The 23,191-nt window shown below is 64.2% G+C and carries 23 protein-coding genes and 1 tRNA gene; 14 read left to right on the top strand and 10 right to left on the bottom strand.

What is annotated here, in order from left to right:
- Positions 1 to 90: 90 nt before the first annotated feature.
- The 5 genes from O7A60_RS06045 to O7A60_RS06025 all read left to right on the top strand — a co-directional run bounded on the left by O7A60_RS06045 (position 91) and on the right by O7A60_RS06025 (position 4,357).
- Positions 91 to 477: an SET domain-containing protein gene (locus tag O7A60_RS06045; protein WP_027142987.1), complete on the top strand. Its 387-nt coding sequence runs from the start codon at positions 91 to 93 to the stop codon at positions 475 to 477.
- Positions 478 to 653: 176 nt separating this feature from the next.
- Complete coding sequence (rpsU, locus tag O7A60_RS06040; RefSeq protein WP_010911429.1) at positions 654 to 920, top strand: 30S ribosomal protein S21; 267 nt, start codon at positions 654 to 656, stop codon at positions 918 to 920.
- Positions 921 to 1,061: 141 nt separating this feature from the next.
- The gene (locus O7A60_RS06035; protein ID WP_027142988.1) at positions 1,062 to 1,904 is read left to right on the top strand and encodes a tetratricopeptide repeat protein; all 843 of its coding nucleotides are present in this window, start codon (positions 1,062 to 1,064) and stop codon (positions 1,902 to 1,904) included.
- A 210-nt stretch (positions 1,905 to 2,114) separates the two neighbouring features.
- On the top strand, positions 2,115 to 2,591 hold the full coding sequence (locus tag O7A60_RS06030; protein ID WP_337105492.1) for a DUF992 domain-containing protein: 477 nt from the start codon (positions 2,115 to 2,117) through the stop codon (positions 2,589 to 2,591).
- Between the two features lie 329 nt (positions 2,592 to 2,920).
- Positions 2,921 to 4,357, top strand: coding sequence for an MFS transporter (locus O7A60_RS06025; protein ID WP_337105490.1), 1,437 nt, complete (start codon positions 2,921 to 2,923; stop codon positions 4,355 to 4,357).
- A 24-nt stretch (positions 4,358 to 4,381) separates the two neighbouring features.
- On the opposite strand, the gene O7A60_RS06020 is transcribed toward O7A60_RS06025, so the two are convergent.
- The 8 genes from O7A60_RS06020 to O7A60_RS05985 all read right to left on the bottom strand — a co-directional run bounded on the left by O7A60_RS06020 (position 4,382) and on the right by O7A60_RS05985 (position 13,212).
- Complete coding sequence (locus O7A60_RS06020) at positions 4,382 to 5,071, bottom strand: response regulator transcription factor (protein ID WP_337105488.1); 690 nt, start codon at positions 5,069 to 5,071, stop codon at positions 4,382 to 4,384.
- A complete protein-coding gene (locus O7A60_RS06015; protein WP_337105487.1) occupies positions 5,068 to 7,803 on the bottom strand; it encodes a sensor histidine kinase KdpD in 2,736 nt (911 codons plus the stop codon). Before O7A60_RS06015 ends, O7A60_RS06020 begins: the two co-directional genes overlap by 4 nt.
- 57 nt (positions 7,804 to 7,860) lie before the next feature.
- Positions 7,861 to 8,424: a potassium-transporting ATPase subunit KdpC gene (gene kdpC, locus O7A60_RS06010; protein WP_337105486.1), complete on the bottom strand. Its 564-nt coding sequence runs from the start codon at positions 8,422 to 8,424 to the stop codon at positions 7,861 to 7,863.
- A gap of 11 nt (positions 8,425 to 8,435) precedes the next feature.
- On the bottom strand, positions 8,436 to 10,529 hold the full coding sequence (kdpB, locus tag O7A60_RS06005; RefSeq protein ID WP_337105485.1) for a potassium-transporting ATPase subunit KdpB: 2,094 nt from the start codon (positions 10,527 to 10,529) through the stop codon (positions 8,436 to 8,438).
- The gene (locus O7A60_RS06000; protein WP_337105484.1) at positions 10,526 to 10,741 is read right to left on the bottom strand and encodes a hypothetical protein; all 216 of its coding nucleotides are present in this window, start codon (positions 10,739 to 10,741) and stop codon (positions 10,526 to 10,528) included. Before O7A60_RS06000 ends, kdpB begins: the two co-directional genes overlap by 4 nt.
- Positions 10,742 to 10,748: 7 nt before the next feature.
- Positions 10,749 to 12,452: a potassium-transporting ATPase subunit KdpA gene (kdpA, locus tag O7A60_RS05995; RefSeq protein ID WP_337105483.1), complete on the bottom strand. Its 1,704-nt coding sequence runs from the start codon at positions 12,450 to 12,452 to the stop codon at positions 10,749 to 10,751.
- 25 nt (positions 12,453 to 12,477) lie between these two features.
- Complete coding sequence (gene kdpF / locus O7A60_RS05990) at positions 12,478 to 12,567, bottom strand: K(+)-transporting ATPase subunit F (RefSeq protein ID WP_337105482.1); 90 nt, start codon at positions 12,565 to 12,567, stop codon at positions 12,478 to 12,480.
- 555 nt (positions 12,568 to 13,122) lie between these two features.
- Positions 13,123 to 13,212: transfer RNA gene (locus tag O7A60_RS05985), tRNA-Ser, on the bottom strand.
- A gap of 374 nt (positions 13,213 to 13,586) precedes the next feature.
- On the opposite strand from O7A60_RS05985, the gene O7A60_RS05980 reads away from it, so the two are divergent.
- The 3 genes from O7A60_RS05980 (at position 13,587) to O7A60_RS05970 (ending at position 16,009) form a co-directional block, all read left to right on the top strand.
- Complete coding sequence (locus O7A60_RS05980; protein ID WP_337105481.1) at positions 13,587 to 14,318, top strand: hypothetical protein; 732 nt, start codon at positions 13,587 to 13,589, stop codon at positions 14,316 to 14,318.
- 133 nt (positions 14,319 to 14,451) lie between these two features.
- The gene (locus tag O7A60_RS05975) at positions 14,452 to 14,775 is read left to right on the top strand and encodes a hypothetical protein (protein ID WP_337105479.1); all 324 of its coding nucleotides are present in this window, start codon (positions 14,452 to 14,454) and stop codon (positions 14,773 to 14,775) included.
- A 244-nt stretch (positions 14,776 to 15,019) separates the two neighbouring features.
- Entirely contained in the window at positions 15,020 to 16,009 is a 990-nt protein-coding gene (locus tag O7A60_RS05970; RefSeq protein WP_140502920.1) for a BMP family lipoprotein, read from the top strand.
- Positions 16,010 to 16,071: 62 nt separating this feature from the next.
- Here the strand turns inward: O7A60_RS05970 and O7A60_RS05965 are convergent, their stop codons facing one another.
- Both O7A60_RS05965 and O7A60_RS05960 read right to left on the bottom strand, forming a co-directional pair.
- Positions 16,072 to 16,470: a hypothetical protein gene (locus O7A60_RS05965; protein ID WP_337105478.1), complete on the bottom strand. Its 399-nt coding sequence runs from the start codon at positions 16,468 to 16,470 to the stop codon at positions 16,072 to 16,074.
- A 22-nt stretch (positions 16,471 to 16,492) separates the two neighbouring features.
- Complete coding sequence (locus O7A60_RS05960; protein WP_181165827.1) at positions 16,493 to 16,699, bottom strand: SlyX family protein; 207 nt, start codon at positions 16,697 to 16,699, stop codon at positions 16,493 to 16,495.
- A 216-nt stretch (positions 16,700 to 16,915) separates the two neighbouring features.
- On the opposite strand from O7A60_RS05960, the gene O7A60_RS05955 reads away from it, so the two are divergent.
- The 6 genes from O7A60_RS05955 to deoA all read left to right on the top strand — a co-directional run bounded on the left by O7A60_RS05955 (position 16,916) and on the right by deoA (position 23,189).
- The gene (locus O7A60_RS05955) at positions 16,916 to 18,448 is read left to right on the top strand and encodes an ABC transporter ATP-binding protein (protein ID WP_140745252.1); all 1,533 of its coding nucleotides are present in this window, start codon (positions 16,916 to 16,918) and stop codon (positions 18,446 to 18,448) included.
- Positions 18,445 to 19,584 (top strand): ABC transporter permease, encoded by a 1,140-nt coding sequence (locus O7A60_RS05950; RefSeq protein ID WP_027143003.1) that lies wholly within the window; start codon positions 18,445 to 18,447, stop codon positions 19,582 to 19,584. The genes O7A60_RS05955 and O7A60_RS05950 overlap by 4 nt, the downstream gene beginning before the upstream one ends.
- A 1-nt stretch (position 19,585) precedes the next feature.
- Positions 19,586 to 20,557 carry an ABC transporter permease gene (locus O7A60_RS05945; RefSeq protein WP_140502929.1) on the top strand — a complete coding sequence of 324 codons (972 nt, stop codon included), beginning with the start codon at positions 19,586 to 19,588 and terminating at the stop codon, positions 20,555 to 20,557.
- A 62-nt stretch (positions 20,558 to 20,619) separates the two neighbouring features.
- Positions 20,620 to 21,012 carry a cytidine deaminase gene (cdd, locus tag O7A60_RS05940; RefSeq protein ID WP_337105477.1) on the top strand — a complete coding sequence of 131 codons (393 nt, stop codon included), beginning with the start codon at positions 20,620 to 20,622 and terminating at the stop codon, positions 21,010 to 21,012.
- A 48-nt stretch (positions 21,013 to 21,060) separates the two neighbouring features.
- Positions 21,061 to 21,870 (top strand): purine-nucleoside phosphorylase, encoded by an 810-nt coding sequence (locus O7A60_RS05935; RefSeq protein ID WP_337105476.1) that lies wholly within the window; start codon positions 21,061 to 21,063, stop codon positions 21,868 to 21,870.
- Positions 21,870 to 23,189 (top strand): thymidine phosphorylase, encoded by a 1,320-nt coding sequence (deoA, locus tag O7A60_RS05930; protein ID WP_337105475.1) that lies wholly within the window; start codon positions 21,870 to 21,872, stop codon positions 23,187 to 23,189. Before O7A60_RS05935 ends, deoA begins: the two co-directional genes overlap by 1 nt.
- The last annotated feature ends 2 nt before the right edge of the window (positions 23,190 to 23,191 follow it).

The following is a 23,191-nucleotide window of genomic DNA, read 5'->3' as shown; positions in this document are numbered from 1 at the left end:
GACGCAGGCCGCCGGTCTTGCTTTTTCGGCGCGATTTGGCGATTCCGTTTCTATCTAAATGGTCTTCTTGCCAAGACGGGTCCTGGAACCATGATGCTGATCCGAACCTATGTCGCCCAGAGTGCAATCGAAGGCGTCGGCATGTTCGCCGCCGAGCCCATCCGGAAGGGCGCCTCGATCTGGCGCCTGGATCCGGATTTCGATCGGCTGATCCCGATGGACAAATACGAGACGGCGCCGCAACCCCTGAAGGAATTGCTCGACCGTTATGCCTATCCGAGCCCGGACAAGCCCGGCTTCATCGTCTATGAGGTCGACAATGGGCGCTTCATGAACCATTCGGCGACCCCGAACACCGATTTTTCGCAATATGGCGGCGCCACCGCGACCCGGGATATCGCCGTCGGCGAGGAGATCACCTGCGATTACGGTGAGTTCTTCGAGGATTTCGAGCGGCTGCACCTGGCCACGGCGTAACAGGCACCCTATCTCCAGGCGACCGTGGCAATTTGGCTGTCGTCCGTCATTTCGACTGTGGACAGCGAGGCTTGATTCTGCTATCAGCCGCCACAATTCGTGGTGTCGAGCGCCGCGGAGGCTTGCGGCTATGGCTGCTTGCCTGTTGATATCAAACCCGAAAGACAGGATTGCCCGTGCAGGTACTCGTCCGCGACAATAACGTTGATCAGGCGCTTCGCGCGCTGAAGAAGAAGATGCAGCGCGAAGGCATTTTCCGCGAAATGAAGATGCGCGGCCACTACGAGAAGCCTTCCGAGAAGCGCGCCCGTGAAAAGGCCGAAGCCGTTCGCCGCGCCCGCAAGCTGGCCCGCAAGCGTGCACAGCGCGAAGGCCTGCTGCCGATGACCCCGCGTCCGGTTGCTGCTGGCGGTGCCGCCGGTGCAGCGCGTCCGCCGCGCTGATTATCGCCAATATTTCGTCCTTTTCGAAGGATACCAGGGTGGCGCGATGTGGAATCGCCGCCACCCTTTTATTTTGATTGTGACCCGGCCCGGAGGGGGGAACCGGACCTGAACGACGGCGCAAGTGAGGACAGGGCAGACATGAACGCAACAAGCGTGGAGCGCGGGACCGCATTGCGTGGTTTCGCCCTGACAGCGGCCCTGCTTTCCGGACTGGTGCTTGCCGGCTGCCAGACGTCGGGCCCGGCCGGCGAGTTCAACAACATCGACAAGGCGCAAGGGTCGAGCGAGAACATCTCCTCGCTGTCGGCGGTCATCCAGCGCAATCCTCAGGATCCTGAAGGCTACAATGTGCGCGGTTCGGCCTATGGCCGCGGCGGCCAGTACCAGCAGGCGCTCAAGGACTTCAACCAGGCCATCCAGCTTAACCCGAATTTCTATCAGGCCTATTCGAACCGGGCCCTCATCCAGCGCTTCCTCGGCAACCAGGAAGCCGCACTCGCGGATTACAATCGCTCGATCCAGATCAACGGCAACTATGACGCCGCCTATATCGGCCGCGGCAATCTCTACCGCAAGGCGGGCCGCACCCAGGATGCCTTCACCGACTTCCAGAAGGCGATCCAGCTCGACACGACGGATGCCCGCGCCTACCACAATCGCGGCCTGATCTATCAGAGCCAGGGCCAGCACAAATTCGCCATCGAGGACTTCTCGACCGCCATCTCGCTGGCTCCTGACGCCGCCGAGCCCTACAACGGCCGTGGCCTCTCCTATCTTGCGACCGGCGACGAGGACAACGCCTTCTCCGACTTCAACATGGCCATCAAGCTCGACGGCCAGAACGCCGAGGCCTGGGCCAACCAGGCGCTGATCTACGAACGGCGCGGCGACAAGGCAAAGGCGGCGAAGGCCTATCGCGAGGCCGTACGCCTCAACCCCACCTACCAGCCGGCCAAGGACGGCCTCGCCCGCGTCAGCTGACATCGGCTTCCTCAAGCCCGCGCCAAGCACCCCATTGCATCGTGCGTGTCCGAAAGGACACGCGGCGCGGCGGATCGCCGCCAATCCGGCAACCCTGTGTTAACCCCCGCGACAAGCCGTTAACCCCTGCCTTGTTCGCGCCAAGTTTTCGGCGGAACGGTCGCGGCGCCCGAGACGTTACTGAAGACTGATTGCGAAAGGACCCTCCCCATGATCAAGAAACTCGTCTGCGCCGCTGCTCTTGCAACGACCGTTTTCGCTGCCGCCCCGGCCAGCGCCGGCAAGCTGCAACTCGGCACGCTCGACTGCACCATCGATGGCGGCACCGGCTATATCGTGACGTCCAACAAGGGCGTGTCCTGCGTCTTCCGGCCCCATCATCACGGGCCATCGGAAATCTATACAGGCGTCATCTCGAAGCTCGGTGTCGATGTCGGCAAGACGCACCAGGGCCAGCTCATCTGGGCGGTTTTTGCCGCGACCCGCGACCGTGACGCGGGCGATCTTGCCGGCAGCTACTACGGCGTCAACGCCGAGGCGAGCGTCGTGACTGGCGGCGGCGCCAACCTGCTGGTCGGTGGCTTCGACAGCGCCTTCATGCTGGAGCCGCTCAGCGTCCAGGCGCAGACGGGCGTCAATCTCGCCGTGGCGGTGACTTCGCTGGAGCTGATCCACTCGCTCAAATAAGCGGTTTGGGGCCTCGGCTCCAGACCCTTCGCTCTGCGGCGCGGAACCGGATAGGATGGTTCCGCGCCGTTTGTTTTTTGGGGACGCCATGCCGAGGACAGCTATCGCCGCTGCCATGATTGCAAATCATGCTTGCCGGCAAGCGGTGCATCCAGGACGACGCTGGTCCAAACATATCTCGAAAAAATCGCTTGAGCTCAATCGCGGTTGAGGTTCTACAAACCCGTCCCGAGCAAAACAGCATCTCGACGCCGCGCGCATGGTCCTGCCGGACGCCTCGCGCTGGCTTCTGGTGCGGCTGCATCAAGATATGCAAAGCAGGGATGGACATGACCGAGATCAGCACAAACAGGGTCGACTGGCGTGCATTGTGGGCAAGCGGCGACCTGGCGCGCTTCTGCTTCATCAGCCTCGGCATCCTGCTTCATGCCACCAATGAGACGATGGTGGCGACCGTTATGCCGGCCATGGTCGGCGAACTGGCCGGCGTGCAGCTCGTCGGCTGGTCGCTGGCGATCTACGAACTCGGCGCCATCGTCGCCGGTGCCGCGGCGGGACGGCTGGTGAGCTATGTGGCGCTGCGCACCAACATGGTGGTCGCCGCCCTGCTTTACGCCGCCGGGGCGCTGATCTGCGCCACCTCGCCTTCGATGCAATTGTTCCTGGCCGGCCGGCTGATCGAGGGGCTGGGCGGTGGCGCGCTGGTGTCGCTGGCCTTCGTCTCGGTCGAGCGGCTGTTTTCGCGTGCCATCTGGCCGCAGCTTTTCGGCGTCATGTCGGCGATCTGGGGCGTCGCGGCGTTCAGCGGCCCGCTCCTCGGCGCTGTTATGACCGAATTGCTGTCGTGGCGCTGGGCCTTCGGCGTCTTCACTCTCGGCGGCACCGCCATGGCGCTGGCAAGCTTCCTCGTACTCGACACGCCGGAAGCGACAAGACCCAGCACGAGCGCCGGCAAGGCGCCGCCTTTTCCGTTCATGGCGCTTGGCTGCCTTGCCATTGCCGTGGTGCTGATCGCCTCGGCCGGCGTCGACATCGCCCTGCTGCGTTCCTCGCTGCTGATCGTGCTGGGGCTGGCAGGTCTCGCGCTGTTCTTCTACATCGATGCGCTGAAGCCGCGCTCCCGGCTTTTCCCGGCGCGGCTGTTCTCATGGCGCACGCCGGTCGGCGCCGGCATGACCATGGTCGCCGCCTTTTCCATCGCGACCTGCTCCTTCGGCGTCTACGGGCCGCTGCTGCTGACCAGCCTGCACGACATTCCGCTGCTGACCACCGGCTACATCATCGCCGCCGAATCGATCGCCTGGTCGATCCTGTCGATCCTCGTCGCCAACGCGCCGCCGCGGCGCGAAAGGCTGATCATCGTCTGCGGCGCACTGATGATCGCGGCGGGCATCGCCGGCTTCGCCTACACGATACCGCTGGGCTCGATCCCGCTGATCCTGGTCTGCGCCCTGCTGCAGGGCGGCGGCTTCGGCATTGCCTGGCCCTTCCTCACCCGCGTCATCGTCGCCTCCGCCCCGGACGACGAACAGACCATCGCCTCGGCCGCGGTGCCGACCATGCAGCGCATCGGCTATGCCGTGGGCGCCGCCCTTGCCGGCATCGTCGCCAATGCCAGCGGTTTTTCGCAAGGCCTGAACCATGACGCGGCCGCTGGTGTCGCGAGATGGCTGTTCCTTGCCTTCGTGCCGCTCGGCGTTCTCGGCTGCCTCGCCGCCATGCGGATATCGGCGGCGGCAAATCGGCCGCTCGCAGCCATCGGCTGACGCAGGTTCTATCGGACGGCTTATTCACTCGACACGCAGGCGGTAGCCGACCCCGGTCTCGGTGGTGATGTAACGCGGCTGGTCGGGGGTTTTTTCGATCTTCTGCCTGAGCTGGCGCACATAGACCCTGAGATACTGCACGTCGGTCGAATCGTCCCAAATCTGCTTCAGGATGAAGTGGTGGGTCAGCACCTTGCCGGCATGCTGCACCAGGATGCGCAGTATGTCGTACTCCTTCGGCGAGAGCTTCACCTCCCTGTCCTCGACCTTGACGATGCGCTTGACCAGATCGACGCTGAGGTCGCCGCACTGGAAAACCGGCTTTTCGCCCTGTTGCTGGAACTTGTGGCGCAGCGCAACGCGGATGCGCGCCACCAGTTCGTTCATTCCGAACGGCTTGGTGACATAATCGTCGGCGCCGAGTTCGAGCGCGCTGACGATGCCGGCCTCGTCGGTGCGGCTGGAGAGGATGACGACGGGAATGTCGACGCCCTCGTCACGCCATTTGCGCAGCAGGTCATGGCCCCCTATGCCGGGCAGGCCGAGATCGAGCAACACCAGGTCGGGCTTTTCCTGTTCCATCAGCTCGATCGCCACCTTGGCGTTGGGCGCCTCGCTGACCGTGTAGCCTTGGCTGGCAAGGCCGACCCGAAGCAGCTTGCGGATCGGCGGCTCGTCATCGACAACCAGTATCCTGACATTCGAATTGGTCATCGAGGCTGGTCCACGCCGGGTTCGTCGCCGCGGTTGCCGACACCGCGCGCTTGCGCCGGCACCGGCATCCTGATGGTGAAAACGGCACCGGGGCGGTCGGTCCGGTTGGCGGCCGCGATCGTGCCGCCCATCGCCTCGACGAAGCCACGGCAGATCGACAGGCCGAGCCCGGTGCCGGCGCGCACCTGATCGCCCTTGCGCACCCGGTAGAAGGTGTCGAACACGCGCTCCAGGTCCTGCGCCGGAATGCCCGGCCCCTCATCCATGATCTGCACGACGACAGAGCCATTGTCGGCCCAGGCCTGGACGCGGATCGCCGAGCCCGGCGGCGAATACTTCGACGCATTGTCTAGAAGGTTGAACAGCACCTGCTCGAACAACACGGGATCGAGCCTCAGCATCGGCAGGTCGGGGGGAATATCGACCTCGATCTTGTGTTCGCTGGCGATCTTGCGGGCACGGTCGAGTGCCGTGCCGACGATATCTCCCAGATAGTGAAGGGCGTAGTTCGGCTCCATCGCACCGGACTCGATCTTGGTCATGTCGAGCAGATTGGCGATGAAGCGGTTCAGCCGTTCCGATTCGTCGATCACCGTCGACAGAAGCTCCGCCCTGTCCTGCTCGGGCAGGTCGGGCGCGAACTCCTTGAGTGTGCCGGCCGCCCCCATGATGGCCGCGAGCGGCGTCTTCAGGTCATGCGAAATCGATGTCAGCAGCGCCGAGCGCAGCCGGTCGGCTTCGGCGGCCAGCTTGGCGCGGTCGACATCGGCGACGAGCTGGACGCGTTCGATCGCCACCGCCGCCTGGTCTGCCAGGGCGTCGAGCAGCCGCTGTTGCTCGGGCGTCAAAAGCGGGCCCTGCTTGTCATTGTCGAGACCGACGACGCCGATTGCCGTGCGTCCCGTGCGCAAGGGAAGATAGAGGCGCTTGGCGCCGGGCAGCGTGTCGGCGCCGCGTCCGGCGGCACGGTTGTGCTCCCAGGCCCAGCGGGCGGCGGCGATGTCGGCCTCGGCCAGCGTGTCGTCGGGCGGATAGCCTGCCTTGACGGTGATCGTGCCGTCTTCCGGCAGCAGCAGCACCACGCGCAGCTTCAGCATCGAGGCGATCTGGAAGGCGGTGGCCCAGAGCACGTCATCGAGCGTGCCGGCGCCGGCGAGCTTCTTGGAGAACAGATAGATGTCCTCGGTTGCCCGCGCCCGTGAGCGGGCGGCGGCGGCCTGACGCTGGACGCGCGCCGTCAGGTTGCTGGCGATGACGGCAACGGCGACGAAGACGGCAATCGCGACGATGCTCTCGGGATCCCGGATCGTCAGCGTGTAGCGCGGCTCGAGGAAAAAATAGTTGAAGGCAAGGACACTGAGGAAACAGGCGTAAAGCGCCGGCCAGAGACCACCGGCCACCGCCGATGTCAGCACGGAGAGCAGGAAGACGATCGCCAGGTTGCGAACGTCGAGGAACTGGTCGAGAACAGTGCTGACGGCCAATGATCCGGCAACGTAAGCCGTGGCGAGCAAATACGGCTTCGCCTGAAACTGCCTCTGCTCGGCTGCCGCGCTCACTCTCCTGGAAGGCGTCTCGGTGTCCCGCTCCGTTCCGGAGATGACATGGACGCTGATGTCGCCGGCATTGCGGATCAGATCATAGGTGAGCGATCCCTCGATCAGTTCCCGCCAGCGCGACCGGGTCGGCCTGCCGACCACGATGTGGGTGAAATTGTTCGCCGTCGCATGGCGAACGATGTCCTGCGCCACGCTCTGGCCCGGAATGGTCGTCATCTCGGCGCCGAGTTGCTCGGCCAGGCGCAGGAGTGTGGCGAGCCTGTCCTTGTCGTCCTCGGACATGCCGGCCGAGCGAGGCGTGTCGACATGAAGTGCCGTCCATGGCGCACGAAGCCTGTCGGCCAGCCTGCGTGCGTAGCGAATGCGGGCTGCCCCGCCCGGACGCGCATCGACGCAGACGAGAACCCGTTCCCCGGCAGCCCACGGTCCCTGGATGGCGTGGGACTGCATGTGGTTGAGCAACTGCTCGTCGACGCGCTGGGCGGTACGCCGCAGCGCCAATTCCCGCAACGCGGTCAGATTGCCCGGCGAAAAATAGTTCTCGACGGCACGCTGCGCCGTGTTGGGGAAATAGACCTTCCCCTCCTCCAGCCGCTTGATCAGGTCGTCGGGCGTCAGATCGATGATTTCGACATCGTCGGCCTGGTCGATGATGGAATCGGGCACCGTCTCGCGCACCCTGACCCGCGTGATCTGGGCGACGACGTCGTTCAGGCTTTCGACATGCTGGATGTTGAGCGTCGTATAGACGTCGATGCCCCGCGCCAGGATTTCCTGGACGTCGAGATAGCGCTTGGGATGGCGGCTGCCGGGCGCGTTGGTGTGGGCGAGTTCGTCGACCAGGACCAGCGCCGGACGCCGGGCAAGGATGGCATCGATATCCATCTCGTCGAGGACACGCCCCCTGTAATCGACCTTGCGGCGGGCAATGACTTCATAGCCCTCGACCAGGGCCCGGGTTTCCTTGCGGCCATGCGTCTCGACCACGCCGATCACCACGTCGACACCGTCGGCCAGCCTGGCGCGGCCCGACATCAGCATCTCGTAAGTCTTGCCGACACCCGGTGCCGCGCCCAGGAATATGCGCAGACGGCCGCGCCCTTCCCGCCCGGCATGCTCTAGCAGCGCGTCGGGAGATGGTCTGTTTTCGACGTAGCTTCTGTTGTCCGGCATCGGGTCCGATCATGAATGGCGCCGGGGACCGTGTCGATCCCCGGCGCCGGCCATCACCTATTTCGCGGCATCCAGCGCCAGGTTGAGAGCCAGCACATTGACCGCCGGCTCGCCGACCACGCCCAACTCCCGGTCCACGACCTGGCTGTCAACGAGCGCCTTGACCTTGGCTTCGTCGATGCCCCTTGCCTTGGCCACGCGCGGAACCTGGAAATAAGCGGCCTCGGGGCTGATCTGCGGATCAAGGCCGCTGCCGGATGTGGTCACCAGGTCCATCGGCACCGGCGCATTCGGATTTTCCGCCTTCAGCTTCCCGGCATCGCCCTTGATGCGCTCGATCAGCTTCGGATTGGTCGGGCCGAGATTGGAACCGCCCGAGGCGCCGGCATCATAGCCATTGCCCGCAGCCGAAGGCCGTCCGTGGAAATACTTGTCGCTGGCGAAGGCCTGGCCGATCAGTTCGGAGCCGACCACCTTGCCGTCCTTCTCGATCAGGCTGCCATTGGCCTGGCGCGGGAACAGCGCCTGGGCGATGCCGGTCATGCCCAAGGGATAGACGAGCCCGGTCAGCACGGTGAAGAAGACGATCATGATGATCGCGGGTCTGATTTGCTTGAGCATCGGAATGATCCTTATGCAAGGCCGAGGGCCGTGACGGCCATGTCGATTATCTTGATGCCGACGAACGGCACGACGATGCCGCCGAGGCCGTAGACGAGAAGGTTGCGGCTGAGCAGCGCACCGGCGCCGATCGCCCGGTATTTCACGCCGCGCAGCGACAGCGGGATCAGCGCGATGATGATCAGCGCGTTGAAGATGATGGCCGACAGGATGGCGCTCTGCGGTGTCGCAAGGTGCATGATGTTGAGCGCCTGCAACGGGCCCGTTGTTTGGCCTGGCGCGACGTAGAAGACGGCGAACATGGCCGGAATGATGGCGAAATACTTGGCGACGTCATTTGCGATCGAGAAGGTGGTCAGCGATCCGCGCGTCATCAACAGCGCCTTGCCGATCTCGACGATCTCGATGAGCTTGGTCGGATCACTGTCGAGGTCGACCATGTTGCCGGCCTCGCGGGCGGCGACCGTGCCGGTGTTCATGGCCACGCCGACATCGGCCTGCGCAAGGGCTGGCGCGTCGTTGGTGCCGTCACCGCACATGGCGACCAGCTTGCCCTTGGCCTGTTCGTCGCGGATCAGCTTCAGCTTGTCCTCGGGCGTTGCCTGGGCAAGGAAGTCGTCGACGCCGGCTTCCGCCGCGATGGCTGCCGCCGTCATCGGATTGTCGCCCGTGATCATCACCGTGCGGATGCCCATGCTGCGCAGTTCGGCGAAGCGCTCGCGGATACCACCCTTGACGATGTCCTTGAGGTGGACGACGCCGAGCAGCCGCCCGTCCCTCTCGACCGCCAGCGGCGTGCCGCCCGATTTGGCGACCTCGTCGGCGATCGCCTGCAGGTCGCGCACGGTATCGCTTCCGGGCCGTGTGCCATGCGTGGCTGATGTCGGCTGGCTGACATGGGTCAGGATCGAATCAACCGCGCCCTTGCGCACCGAAGAGCCGTCTACGTCGACGCCGCTCATGCGGGTCTGTGCCGTGAAGGGCACGAACGTGGCGTGTAATGTCGCCATGTCGCGGGCACGGATGGCGTATTTCTCCTTGGCCAGCACCACGATCGAGCGGCCTTCCGGCGTCTCGTCGGCGAGCGAGGCAAGCTGTGCCGCGTCGGCCAGTTCCTGCTCGCTGACGCCCCTGACCGGGCGGAACTCGGTCGCCTGGCGATTGCCGAGCGTGATGGTGCCGGTCTTGTCGAGCAGCAGCGTGTCGACGTCGCCGGCGGCTTCGACGGCGCGGCCCGACATGGCCAGCACATTGAAGCGCACCAGGCGGTCCATGCCGGCAATGCCGATGGCCGACAGCAGCGCGCCGATCGTGGTCGGGATAAGGGTCACGAACAGCGCGACGAGCACGGTCACCGAGATATAGCCGCCTGAGTAGGAGGCAAAGCTCGGGATGGTCGCGGTGGCCAGCACGAAGATCAGCGTCATGCCGACGAGCAGGATGTTGAGCGCGATTTCGTTCGGGGTCTTCTGGCGCTCGGCGCCTTCGACCAGCGAGATCATGCGATCGAGGAAAGTATGGCCGGCGGCGGCGGTGATGCGCACGCGGATCCAGTCGGAGAGCACCTGCGTGCCGCCGGTGACCGCCGAGCGGTCGCCGCCGGATTCGCGGATGACCGGCGCGGACTCCCCTGTGATCGCCGCCTCGTTGACAGAGGCGACGCCTTCCACCACCTCGCCGTCGGACGGGATGATGTCGCCGGCCTCGACGAGAACGATGTCGCCGACCTTCAAACCGGTGCCGGGAACCAGCTTGAATTTCGTCCGGTCCTCGCCGGCCAACAGCTTGGCCTGGGTTTCGGTGCGCGCCTTGCGCAGCGAATCCGCCTGCGCCTTGCCGCGCCCCTCGGCGACGGCTTCGGCGAAATTGGCAAACAGCACCGTGAACCACAGCCAGATGATGATCTGCAGCGTGAAGCGCAGATCGCCGCCACCGGTGACGAGGTCCTTGACGAACAGCACTGATGTCAGCGCCGACACGACGGCGACGACGAACATGACCGGATTGCCGGCCAGCGTGCGCGGATCGAGTTTGCGGAAGGCACCGCCGATGGCGGGCCACAGGATGCCGGCATCCATGATGCTGGCCGATTTTGATTGGCTCATTTTGGAGCTCCGGCTTCAATATTGATGTGCGGCACCGATTGGTCGGATGCCGGAAAAAGATGAGGAAGCCCGTAGGCCAGCAGCCAGAGCGCGATCATGGCGGCGGCAAGCCCAAGAAATGTCGACAGGGTCGGGAAAGGAGGCGGCATTCCCTCCTTCCCCGGATCGGCCCGATGCCTGACATTGCGGCGCTTGTTGCTGAACCAGGACATGTCTGCCTCAGAATGTTTGTCCATGAATCGTTGCCAGGTGCTCGACAACAGGTCCGACGGCGAGCGCCGGGAAAAAGGTCAGGCCGCCGACGATGACGATGACGCCGACCAGCAGCCCGACGAACAGCGGGCCGTCGGTCGGGAAGGTGCCGGCCGAGGCGGGCACGGTCTTCTTCGCCGCCAGCGCGCCGGCGATGGCGAGCGCCGGGATGATGACCAGGAAACGGCCCATCAGCATGCCGATGCCGAGCGTGATGTTGTACCAGGGCGTGTTGCCGCTGAGGCCGCCGAAGGCCGAACCGTTGTTCGCCGCCGCCGAGGTGTAGGCATAGAGGATTTCGGAGAAGCCGTGCGGCCCGCCATTGGCGATCGAGGCCACCGCGCTCGGCAGCACCACCGCGATGGCGGTGAAGACCAGCATCGCCAGCGGCAGGCACAGGATGGCCAGCATCGCCATCTTGACCTCCTTGGCCTCGATCTTCTTGCCGAGATATTCGGGGGTGCGGCCGACCATCAGGCCGGCGACGAAGACGGCGATCAGGATGAACATCAGCATGCCATAGAAACCGGCGCCGACGCCGCCGACGATGACCTCGCCGAGCTGCATGTTGATGAGCGGGATCATGCCGCCGAGCGCGGTGAACGAGTCATGCATGGCGTTGACCGCGCCGCAGGAAGCCGCCGTGGTGATGACCGCGAACAGCGCCGAGAGCGCGATGCCGAAACGGGTCTCCTTGCCTTCCATGTTACCGCCGTCGATGCCGAGCGCATGCACCAGCGGATTGCCCGCGGCTTCCGCCCAGTAGCAGACGGCGACGCCGGCGATGAACAGCACGCCCATGGCGGCCAGGATCGCCCAGCCCTGACGCTGATTGCCGACCATGCGGCCGAAGACGTTGGTCAAGGCAGCGCCGACGACGAAGATCGACAGCATCTGGATCAGGTTGGAGATGGCATCGGGATTCTCGAAGGGATGTGCCGCGTTGGCATTGAAGAACCCGCCGCCATTGGTGCCGAGCATCTTGATGGCGACCTGCGAGGCGACCGGGCCGAGCGCGATCGTCTGCCTGGCGCCCTCCAGCGTGGTGGCGTTGACGTAGGGCCCGAGCGTCTGCGGCATGCCGAGCCAGACATAGACAAGGGTAAGCACGACGCAGAGCGGCAAAAGCACATAGAGCGTGGCGCGCGTCATATCGACCCAGAAATTGCCGATCGATCTTCCGGAAGCGCGGGCAAAGCCGCGGATCAGCGCGATCGCAATGGCAATGCCTGTGGCGGCCGAAACGAAATTCTGGACAGTCAGGCCGGCCATCTGCACGAGGTAGGACATCGTGCTTTCGCCGCCGTAGTTCTGCCAGTTGGTGTTGGTCATGAAGCTGGCGGCGGTGTTGAAGGCGAGCGCCGGGTCGACCGCGCTCATGCCTGCCGGATTGTAAGGCAGGCCGCCCTGCAGGCGCTGCAGGACATAGAGCACCAGGAAGCCTGCCAGGTTGAACAGCAGCAGCGCCACCGCATAGCTGGCCCAGTGCTGTTCCTCGCGCTCGCTGGTTCCGCAAATGCGGTAGAGTCCCTGTTCGAGCGGGCGGAAGATCGGCGAAAGCGGCGTGCGATCACCTTTGAAGACGCGGTGCATGTAGAAGCCGAGCGGCTTCACCAGCAAAACGAGGATCCCGCAATAGAGGAGGATCTGTATCCATCCGTTCATGGTCATGATGTAGCTTCCGTGCGCCGGTGGATTAGAAACGCTCTGGACGAATGAGGACGTAGGTGAGGTAGGCGAGCAGGAACAAGGTCACGCCACCACCGAGGATGTAATCTAAAAGCATGATTCGACCCTTCCGCTCAGATTCTGTCGCAGGCTTTGACGTAGACGAGGGACAGGGCGAAGAACAAAACCCCGACCCCGAGAACAATGACGTCCATGATTGCGTTCCTTGCTTTTCACTTGTCTTTCGGGCACAATCGAACAGGCCAAACCGCTCGCGCTTACTCGTCGCTTCGATGGCGACGGCATTCAAAGCTTCTGTCGGCGTGTTATATGGACCCGATCGCCATAAAGGTTCGAGACGGGATGGATGGGAAAGAAATAGGAATTTTATAAAGGTTTTCGGGGTGGGTGGCGGGCCACCGGCGATAGAGGTCGCCTTCGACGACGACCAGCGAGCCACGGTTGGGAGGTGGCACCGACTATCAGGCGGCGTATTGTGAAAGCGGCAAAGGACCATCCCAAGCCAACGCCAGGCGGGAATTGCGGCCTAACGCAGTGACGCGCTGTAGGATGCTGTTGCAGGCAGACGCATCCAATGGCATTTCCGATGACAGGGCTTCTTGGCGGGCAAGGTTTGAAAAATTTTCAAATTACCCAGGAAATCAAGCGATTATGGCGGAGAGAGCGGGATTCGAACCCGCGTTACGGTCTCCCGTAAACACACTTTCCAGGCGTGCGCCTTCAACCACTCGGCCACCTCTCCGTCCTTGCATTTTTCGCGTTGGCCGGTTTCGCCGCGCGGGTTGGGGACAATGCAGTCCCTTCAGGGAGGCCGGTACGCGATATCAGCGCCGTTGGTGCCGCCAACCAGCAAACACCTTCCCTTCGCACCTGAGCCGTCAAAGCAACAGGCGCGGGGCTCATCTAGTCGATCCCGCGCCGAATGCCAAGCCATAACGGCGGTCTATTCGCTTTGCCGGCCACACACAGCTTCGCCAAGCTGCGTCGCACCCGTTCTTCAAGCCGCCGCCGCCCGAATGATGTGCACAGCCATGGCCGTAGGGCCGGTCGCGCTTGACTTCGCCGCGGCCCACCTGTCGAGTGAAGCGGAGGCTTTGCGGGGGGCATCGTCCGGAGATGTCTTCAAGCAGTGAAAAACCGGGCGGAACGCCGGACAGTGGACAGGCGCCGACAGGGCACCCGGACAGCGGGCTGTCCTACGTGCCGGTGGGCTGGCTCATCTTCGTCATGGCTTGGTCGGTCTACGGCCTGGCCTCGGCCTGGTGGCTGACCGGCAATTCCGGCCTGCCGGACAGGATCTTCTATTTCCTCCTCGGCGGGCTTGCCGTCGACATCATCACCATTCTGTGGGGACTCTACCTGCTCGGCCTTGCCTTTGGCCGCTCGGCGCGTTTCCCGCGCCACTTCATCATCTGGCAGGTGACGACCATCGTCTGGGTGCTGGCGAGGCTGGCTTATGTGCTTGCCGTGCCCGATTTCGTCTTCTCCGCCAGGAGCTTGCTCATAGGCGGCGCCGAAATCGCCATCGGCCTGCTCTGCATCTATCTGCTGCGCCGCGGCTCCGGCGCCGAAGGCGTCTATGCCAGGCAGCGGGCGGAAGCGCCGTCGGTCTTCGTTTCCATCGTCGCTGCCTCGCTCGGCATCATCCTGGGCGCGGTCATCGGCGCCGTTGGCGGCTTCCTGGCTGGCTCGGTGATCGCCGATGTCGCCGAGGTCAGTTGCTTCGAGGGCGGCTGCGGCTACTTTGCCGCCTTCATCGGCTTGGCCGGGCTGGTGGTCGGCGCCATTGCCGGGGGCATTCTTGCCGTCTTGCTCGTTCACCGCCGCCGGCGCGAGCCGGCCGCATAGGGTTCAGCAAGCGCGGGGCTTCAAATTCGCGTATCGCGATTGCGGACAAGCCGCACGCATTCTATTTCTGGTTTCGGGACATGTGCCGGAGGTCTCCTGGTTGGCGTCCAGGAGGGACCGGGGGAGAGCCTTGATGTTTCGCTTCGTCTTTCGTCTTGCAGCCATGGTCGCCCTGTCGGTTTCCGTCATCATGGCGGTGCTCGACACGACGCGCACGGTGGCGGCTTCTGCCCTTGTGCTGACCCCCCTCAACGCGAGCTGGCTGGCCGTCTCGCCGGACACGCGGGCCGCCTTCGAAGGCTTCGTCCGCACCAAGGCCAGTCCGCTGCTGTGGGATGGCGTCATCGCCTGGGTGCTCAACCAGCCGGGCTTTGCCGTATTCGCGGTGCTGGCCTTCCTGCTTTACGCCATCGGCTACCGGCGGCAGCGGCGCACCGGACGGTTCGCGGCGAACTGACCCATCGCCTGCACCATTCCGGCCGCCTCCTCACGGCTTGCACACAAGGTCAGATCGCTGTGTGGCTTGCCCGCGGCACGCTTTTCCAAAAGGTCAAAATTCCGCGTGAATTTTGTTTCGGGCCGTGCCAGATTGCCCGGGAGCGGGAGGGGAATACACTCCTGGCTGACGTCGTTTGCCGGCCGGAGAACCGGGCAGGCAGGCGGTGCGTAACGGAAAAAATAACCGACAGGGTGTGGATCACATGAAACGTATCGTTCTCGGCCTCCTGGCCGCAACCGCAATGGTTCTTCCGGCTTTCGCCGCGGATGTCCAGCCGGCCATCCTTTACGATCTGGGCGGCAAATTCGACAAATCCTTCAACGAGGCTGCCTATCACGGCGCCGAGAAGTTCAAGACCGAGACCGGCACCCCTTATGTCGAGTTCGAAGTGTCGAACGCCTCGCAGCGCGAGCAGGCGCTGCGCCGCTTCGCCGAGGACGGCCACAACCCGATCGTTATGGCCGGCTTTGCCTGGGAGGATGCGCTGAAGAAGGTCGCGGCCGAATACCCGGACCTCAACTTCGCCATCATCGACGATGCCGTCGACCTGCCCAATGTCCGCTCGCTGGTGTTCAAGGAGAATGAAGGTTCCTATCTCGTCGGCATCATGGCGGCGATGGCGTCGAAGTCGAAGAAGGTTGCCTTCGTGGGCGGCATGGACATCCCGCTGATCCGCAAGTTCGAATGCGGCTATGTCGGCGGCGCCAAGTCGGCCGGCGCGACCGACGTCATCCAGAACATGACTGGTGATACGCCGGCGGCGTGGAACGATCCGGCCAAGGGCGGCGAGATCGCCAAGACGCAGATCGACCAGGGCGCCGACGTTGTATACGCGGCCGCCGGCGGCACCGGCGTTGGCGTGCTGCAGGCAGCCGCCGATGCCGGCAAGCTCGGCATTGGTGTCGATTCTAACCAGAACGGCCTGCAGCCCGGCAAGGTGCTGACCTCGATGCTGAAGCGCGTCGACGTTGCCGTCTACACCGCCTTCATGGACGGCAAGAACGGCACCTTCAAGGGTGGCGTCGAGAATCTCGGCCTCAAGGAAGGTGGCGTCGACTACGCCATGGACGACAACAACAAGGCGCTGGTAACGGCAGAGATGAAGGCGGCGGTCGAAAAGGCCAAGGCCGACATCATCGCCGGCACGGTCAAGGTCCACGACTACACCGCCGACAACGCCTGCCCGTATTGATCGGCGGCGCCATACGGCAATGACTGGAACCGCCGGGCAACGCCCGGCGGTTTTGCATCGGCCTATAGCTTGCCGGCCAAGTAACCGAGCGCGAAGGCCGCAATCAGCCCGATGGCAATGACGTACCCACGCCGGCCGCCAAGCGCGTGCACGCCAACGCCGTGTGGTGGCCGGGACAGGCTTCGGATCACTGTCGGTGACCTGGCATCGTTGCCGCCCAGGCCAACGCTGCGCATTTGCGGCAATTCGGCGAGGCGTTGCGCAACCAGCGCCCAATGATTGGCGCCGGTCGGTTTTTCGGCGCGGTCGAAAACATGCATGCGTTCGGCGAGCCGCACCACCGCGTCGCGGAAGGCAGGATCGATCTCGAGATCGCGCTCGGCCCGCTCGCGCTCGGCATCGTTCATAAGGCCGAGCACATAGTCGCCGGCCCTCGCGATGCGGTCGCTTTCACCGGCCATGGCCAGGACCCTCCCCTTTTGCTCACCAGTGTGGCGGTTTGGTCACTGGCACGTCCGGTGCCGCCTGCTCTTCGAGCGCCAGGAAGCGGTCGGTCAGCGCATCGAGCTTGCGCTGCATGCGTTCGATCACCTTCCACTGCTCGGCGATCTGGCCCGACAGTTCCTCGATGGTCTTTTCCTGCTCGGCGGCGCGGATTTCCAGTGTCGTCAGCCGGTCGGTGGGCATGATCATGCAAAGTCCTCAGTTTTGTACCGCGACACCTTGCGCCGCAACGTCAAATCGACCTCGCCATAGTAGCGAATGCGAGAGCTTCGGCCACGTTCGAAATTGACAAGCGCGCGGGGATTTGTCGAGAGTGGAGGCTGCTCCGGACAATTGGCACGGGCGGAGCGTCATGCTAGGCGTCTTGACCAAGCGATAAAAAATAAGAGTGGGACGGGCTGCATGGCGCAAGCCGCAATCGAACTGATCGGCATCAACAAGAGTTTTGGCGCGGTGCGCGCCAACCGCGACATCAATCTGGAGATCGCGCGCGGCACCATCCACGGCATCGTCGGCGAGAACGGCGCCGGCAAGTCGACGCTGATGTCGATCCTCTATGGTTTCTACCAGGCCGACAGCGGCGAGATTCGTGTCGGCGGCCAGCCGGCGTCGATCAAGACTCCCAACGACGCGATCGCGCTCGGCATCGGCATGGTGCACCAGCATTTCATGCTCGTCGACAATTTCTCGGTGCTGGAGAACATCATCCTCGGCGCCGAAACCGATGCGCTTCTGAAGAGCAGCATCGCGAAGGCGCGCTCCGAGCTTGACCGGCTGGAGCGCGAATACGGGCTGGAAGTCGATCCCGATGCGATCATCGAGGAACTGCCGGTCGGCCTGCAGCAGCGTGTCGAAATCCTGAAGGCGCTTTATCGCGGCGCCGAAATCCTGATCCTCGACGAACCGACGGGCGTTTTGACGCCGGCCGAGGCCGACCACCTGTTCCGCATCCTCAGGCAATTGAAGGAACAGGGAAAGACGGTGGTGCTGATCACCCACAAGCTGCGCGAGATCATGGCCATCACCGACACCGTGTCGGTGATGCGTCAGGGCACGATGGTGGCGACCAGGGAGACCAGGAAAACCACTGTCGAGGAACTGGCGGAACTGATGGTCGGGCGGCGCGTGCTGCTGAGGGTCGAAAAGGGCGAGGCCGAAGCCGGTGCCGTCAAGCTCGTGGTCAAGAACCTGACGGTCAGGGATTCCCGCGGCGTCACCATGGTCGACGACGTCTCGTTTGATTTGCGCGCCGGCGAGATCGTCGGCATCGCCGGCGTCGCCGGCAACGGCCAATCCGAACTGCTCGAGGCGATTTCCGGCATCAGGCATGCCGTTTCCGGTTCCGTGATGCTCGAGGGCAAGCCGATCGATCTCACCGGCAAGGCCGATCCCGGCGAATTGCGCGACCGCGGCCTCGCGCACGTGCCGGAAGACCGCCACCATGTCGGGCTGGTGCTGGCCTTCGAGGAGAACGAGAATTCCATCCTCGGTTACCATGACGATCCCCGCTACCTCAAAGGACCGTTCCTCAACATCGACGCCATCATGGCCGATGCCAGGGACAAGATCGAGAAATACGACATCCGTCCCGGCAATCCGCGCCTGAAGACCGCCAATTTCTCCGGCGGCAACCAACAGAAGATCGTGCTCGCACGTGAAATCGAACAGGACCCGGGCGTGCTGATTGTCGGCCAGCCGACGCGCGGCGTCGATGTCGGCGCCATCGAATTCATCCACAAGCGCCTGATCGCCATGCGCGACCAGGGCAAGGCGGTGCTGGTGGTCTCGGTCGAGCTCGACGAGATCCGTTCGCTTTCCGACCGTATCCTGGTGATGTTTGCCGGCCGCATCGTCGGCGAGCGCGGCCCCGACGCGACCGAAGGCGAACTTGGGCTGCTGATGGCCGGTGTCGAACATCAGGAGGCCGCGCAATGAGCACCCCTTACGCCAAATTGCCGGCCTGGGCCGACTATGGGCTGATCCCGCTGATCAACCTGTCGGTCGCCTTCATCGTCGCCGGCTTCGTCGTCATGCTGGTCGGCGAAAACCCGTTCCGCGCCGCCGTCATCCTGGTCGAAGGCGCCTTCGGCAAGGGAACAGGCATCGCCTTCACCCTGTTCTATGCCACGACCTTCATATTCACCGGGCTTTCGGTGGCGGTGGCGGCGCATTGCGGCCTGTTCAACATCGGCACCGAGGGACAGGCCTACATCGCCGGCCTCGGTATCGCCATCGTCTGTCTTTCCTTCGACAGCACGCTGCCCTGGTGGCTGACATTTCCGCTGGCCATCGTCGCTTCGGCGCTTGTGGGCGCATTGTGGGCGCTGATCCCCGCCTACCTGCAGGCCAGGCGCGGCTCGCACATCGTCATCACGACGATCATGTTCAACTTCATCGCCGCATCGATCATGGTCTACCTGCTGGTCGGTCCGTTGAAGCCGGCGGGGTCGCAGGCGCCGCAGACGCGCAACTTCCTCGCCGGCGCGGAACTGCCGAAGCTAAACTGGATCATCGAACTGTTCGGCGCCAAGATCCGCTCGGCGCCGCTCAATGTCTGCTTCCTGCTGGCGCTGGTGATGGCCTTCCTGGTCTGGCTGCTGATCTGGCGCACCAGGCTCGGCTACGAGATGCGCACCTATGGCCACAGCCCGAAGGCGGCTCGCTATGCCGGCATTTCGGAAACCCGCATCATCATTACCGCGATGATGATCTCGGGCGCGCTGGCCGGCATGATGGCGCTCAATCCGGTGATGGGCGACCAGCACAATGTCGCGATCGACTTTGTTTCGGGCGCCGGTTTCGTCGGTATCGCCGTGGCGCTGATGGGCCGCCTGCATCCGGTCGGCATCGTGCTGGCGGCGATCCTGTTCGGCATGCTCTACCAGGGCGGTGCCGAACTCGCCTTCGAGATGCCGGCGATCAGCCGCGACATGATCGTCATCATTCAAGGGTTGGTCATCCTCTTCGCCGGCGCGCTGGAGCACATGTTCAGACCCTATATCCAGGCTCTGTTCGCTTCGTTCAGCCCGAAATCGGTGGGTATGCAGGCGGTCACCGGGAAGGGTGCCTGAAATGGATATCTTCAACGCAATCATCCAGGTGCTGGACTCGACCATCCGCCTGTCGGTGCCGCTGCTGCTTGCCTGCCTCGCCGGCCTCTATTCGGAGCGGGCCGGCATTTTCGACATCGGCCTCGAAGGCAAGATGCTGGTCGGCGCCTTCGCGGGTGCTGCCGCGGCTTCCGTGTTCCATTCGGCGCTCATCGGTCTCGGCATGGCGATCCTGATCTCTGTCGCCTTCGCGCTGGTGCACGGCTTTGCCTCGATCACCCATCGCGGCAACCAGATCGTTTCGGGCGTGGCGATCAACTTCGTCGCCGCCGGATCGACCATCATCCTCGGCCAGGCCTGGTTCCAGCAGGGCGGCCGCACGCCGGCGCTGCAACCGGGCGAGCGGTTCGAGGCGATCATCTGGCCTGGCGCCGACGCGGCCAGGGACGTGCCTGTCATCGGTCCGATCTATGCCGAACTGATCTCCGGCCACTCGATCCTCGTCTATTTCGCCTTTGCGATGGTGCCGTTCACCTGGTGGGTGCTGTTTCGCACGCGCTTCGGTCTCCGGCTGCGCGCGGTCGGCGAAAATCCGGCCGCGGTCGATACCGCCGGCATCTCGGTCGCCTGGCTGCGCTACCGCGCGCTGATCTGCACCGGCATCCTCACCGGCGTCGCCGGCGCCTATCTGTCGATGGTGCAGAATGGTGGCTTCGTGAAGGACATGACCGCCGGCAAGGGCTACATCGCGCTGGCGGCGCTGATCTTCGCCAAATGGAAGCCGGTCAACGCCATGTTCGCCTGCTTGCTGTTCGGTTTCCTCGACGCGGCGTCGATCCGCCTGCAGGGGACACCGCTGCCCATTGTCGGCAAGGTGTCGGTGCAGTTCATGCAGGCCCTGCCTTATGTGCTGACCGTCATCCTGCTCGCCGGCTTCATCGGCAAGGCCATCCCGCCTCGCGCCGGCGGCGTGCCCTACGTCAAGGAACGCTAACGGTCGACAGTTCGGCGGACGAAGCACCGGGTTTTGGACACGATCATCGGAGAAACAACTGAATGTCGCATGATCTGTTCGAAGCGGCCAAGTCCGCCATGGCCAAGGCCTATGCGCCCTACTCGAAATTCCCGGTGGGGGCCGCCTTGCGCACCGAGGACGGACGCATCTTCACCGGCGCCAACATCGAGGTCGCCTCCTATCCCGAGGGCTGGTGCGCCGAGACCACCGCGCTTGGCCATTACATCATGGGCGGCGGTGGCAAGATCGTGGAAATCGCCGTCCTTGCCGAACGCATGGCCAAATGCTCGCCTTGCGGCGGCTGCCGCCAGCGGCTGGCCGAATTCTGCCGTCCGGAAACGAAACTCTATCTCTGCGACAACACCGGCGTGGCCGAGACCGTGACCATGGGCGACATGCTGCCCTATGGTTTTCGCGGCGACATTCTCAAATGATAAGCTGGCTCAAAATGAAAAGCTGGCTCAAATGAAACGTAGGCCGACATGACGGAAAAGGCGCTGGACCATCTTATCGAAAGGCTCGACGGCCTGGCGCCGTCGACCGCGCTGGTGCTGGGTTCGGGCCTGGGCGGCCTGGTCGACCGGATCGAGAATCCCATCCGCGTCTCCTATGCCGACCTGCCGGGCTTTCCCCGGAGCGGTGTCAGCGGCCATGCCGGCGAAGTGGTGGCCGGGCTGTTTGCCGGCGTTCCGGTGCTGATGCTGTCCGGCCGCGCCCACTACTACGAGCATGGCGTTGCGGCGGCGATGCGGCCGGTGCTGGAAGTGCTTGCCGGCATCGGCATCACGAAACTGATCCTCACCAACGCAGCCGGCTCGGTCGATCCGGATATGCCGCCGGGCTCGGTGATGCTGCTCACCGACCACATCAACTTCTCCGGCACCAATCCGCTGATCGGCGAGCCGAGCGACCGCCGTTTCGTCGGCCTCACCGAAGCTTATGATGCCGGCATCCGCGACGCGATCGAACGCGCGGCGAAGGCGACCGGCACAGCGCTGCACAAGGGCGTCTATATGTGGTTCTCGGGCCCCTGCTTCGAGACCCCGGCCGAAATCCGCATGGCGCGCATCATGGGCGCCAATGCCGTCGGCATGTCGACCGTGCCGGAAGTCATTCTCGCCCGCTTCCTCGGCCTGCGCGTCGCCGCCTGCTCGGTCATCACCAACCTGGCCGCCGGCATGACCGGCGCCGAGCTTTCGCACCAGGAAACCAAGGACATGGCGCCGGTTGGCGGTTCGCGGCTGGCAACGGTGCTGCAGCGCGTGTTCCGTGACGGGCTGCTGGAGAGGTGATGCTTCCGCAGGAAATCATCCGTCACAAGCGCGACGGCCATAGGCTGGCGCCTCACGAAATCGCCGCCTTCATCGACGGCGTGACGTCGGGCACCGTAACCGACGGCCAGGTCGCGGCCTTCGCCATGGCGGTATTCTTCAACGGTATGAACCGCGACGAGGCCGTGGCGATGACGCTTGCCATGCGTGATTCCGGCGACGTGCTCGACTGGTCGGATTTGCCGGGTCCCGTCACCGACAAACATTCGACGGGCGGTGTCGGCGATAATGTCTCGCTGATGCTGGCGCCGATCGTCGCCGCCTGTGGTGCCTATGTGCCGATGATCTCGGGCCGAGGTCTCGGCCATACCGGCGGCACGCTGGACAAGATGGATGCCATTCCCGGCTACATCAGCCAGCCCGACATCGCGCTGTTGCGCAAGGCGGTGCTGGAAACAGGCTGCGCCATCATCGGCCAGACCGCCGATCTGGCACCTGCCGATCGCCGGCTCTACGCCATCCGCGACGTCACCGGAACCGTGGAATCGGTGCCGCTGATCACCGCATCGATCCTGTCGAAGAAGCTCGCGGCAGGCCTGCAATCGCTGGTGCTCGACGTCAAGGTCGGCAATGGCGCCTTCATGGAGAAATCCCGCGATGCGACCGCGCTCGCCAACAGTCTGGTCGAGGTCGCCAGCGGCGCCGGGCTGAAGGTCTCGGCGCTGATCACCGGCATGAACGAACCGCTGGCCTCGGCCGCCGGCAATGCCGTCGAGGTGCGCAACGCCGTCGATTTCCTGACCGGCCGCTTCCGCGACCGGCGGCTGGAGGACGTGACGCTGGCGCTTGCCGCTGAAATGCTGCAGTCGGCAGGGTTGGTATCGTCCAACCAGGACGGGATGCGCCGCGCCACCGAGACGCTCGCCAGCGGCCGCGCCGCCGTCACCTTCGCGCGCATGGTGACCGTGCTTGGCGGCCCTGCGGATTTCATCGAGAAACCGGAAAAGTACCTGCCCGGGGCGGCAACGGAATTCGCGGTCAAGGCGACGACGGACGGTTTCGTTACCGGCATAGCCACCCGCGACATCGGCCTCGCGGTGGTCGGGCTGGGCGGCGGGCGCACACGGCCCGACGACAAGGTCGACCCCGCGGTCGGCATCACCAGGCTGCTGCCCATAGGCGCGGAAGTAAACGCCGGAGATGCGCTGGCGCTGATCCACGCCCGCTCACCCTCCGATGCCGAGGCGGCTGCCGCGGCCGTGCTTTCAGCCTATGCGATCGGTGCTTCGAAGCCTGCCGCCGACAAGTCGGTCATCCGGCGGATTCTGCCGCGCGACTGAGT

Origin of the sequence: Mesorhizobium salmacidum (SeqCode), assembly GCF_037179605.1 — a bacterium.
GTDB classification, from domain to species: Bacteria; Pseudomonadota; Alphaproteobacteria; order Rhizobiales; family Rhizobiaceae; genus Mesorhizobium; species Mesorhizobium salmacidum.
Note: the sequence above shows the minus strand (reverse complement) of the source record. Positions and strands in the feature narration are given on the sequence as shown.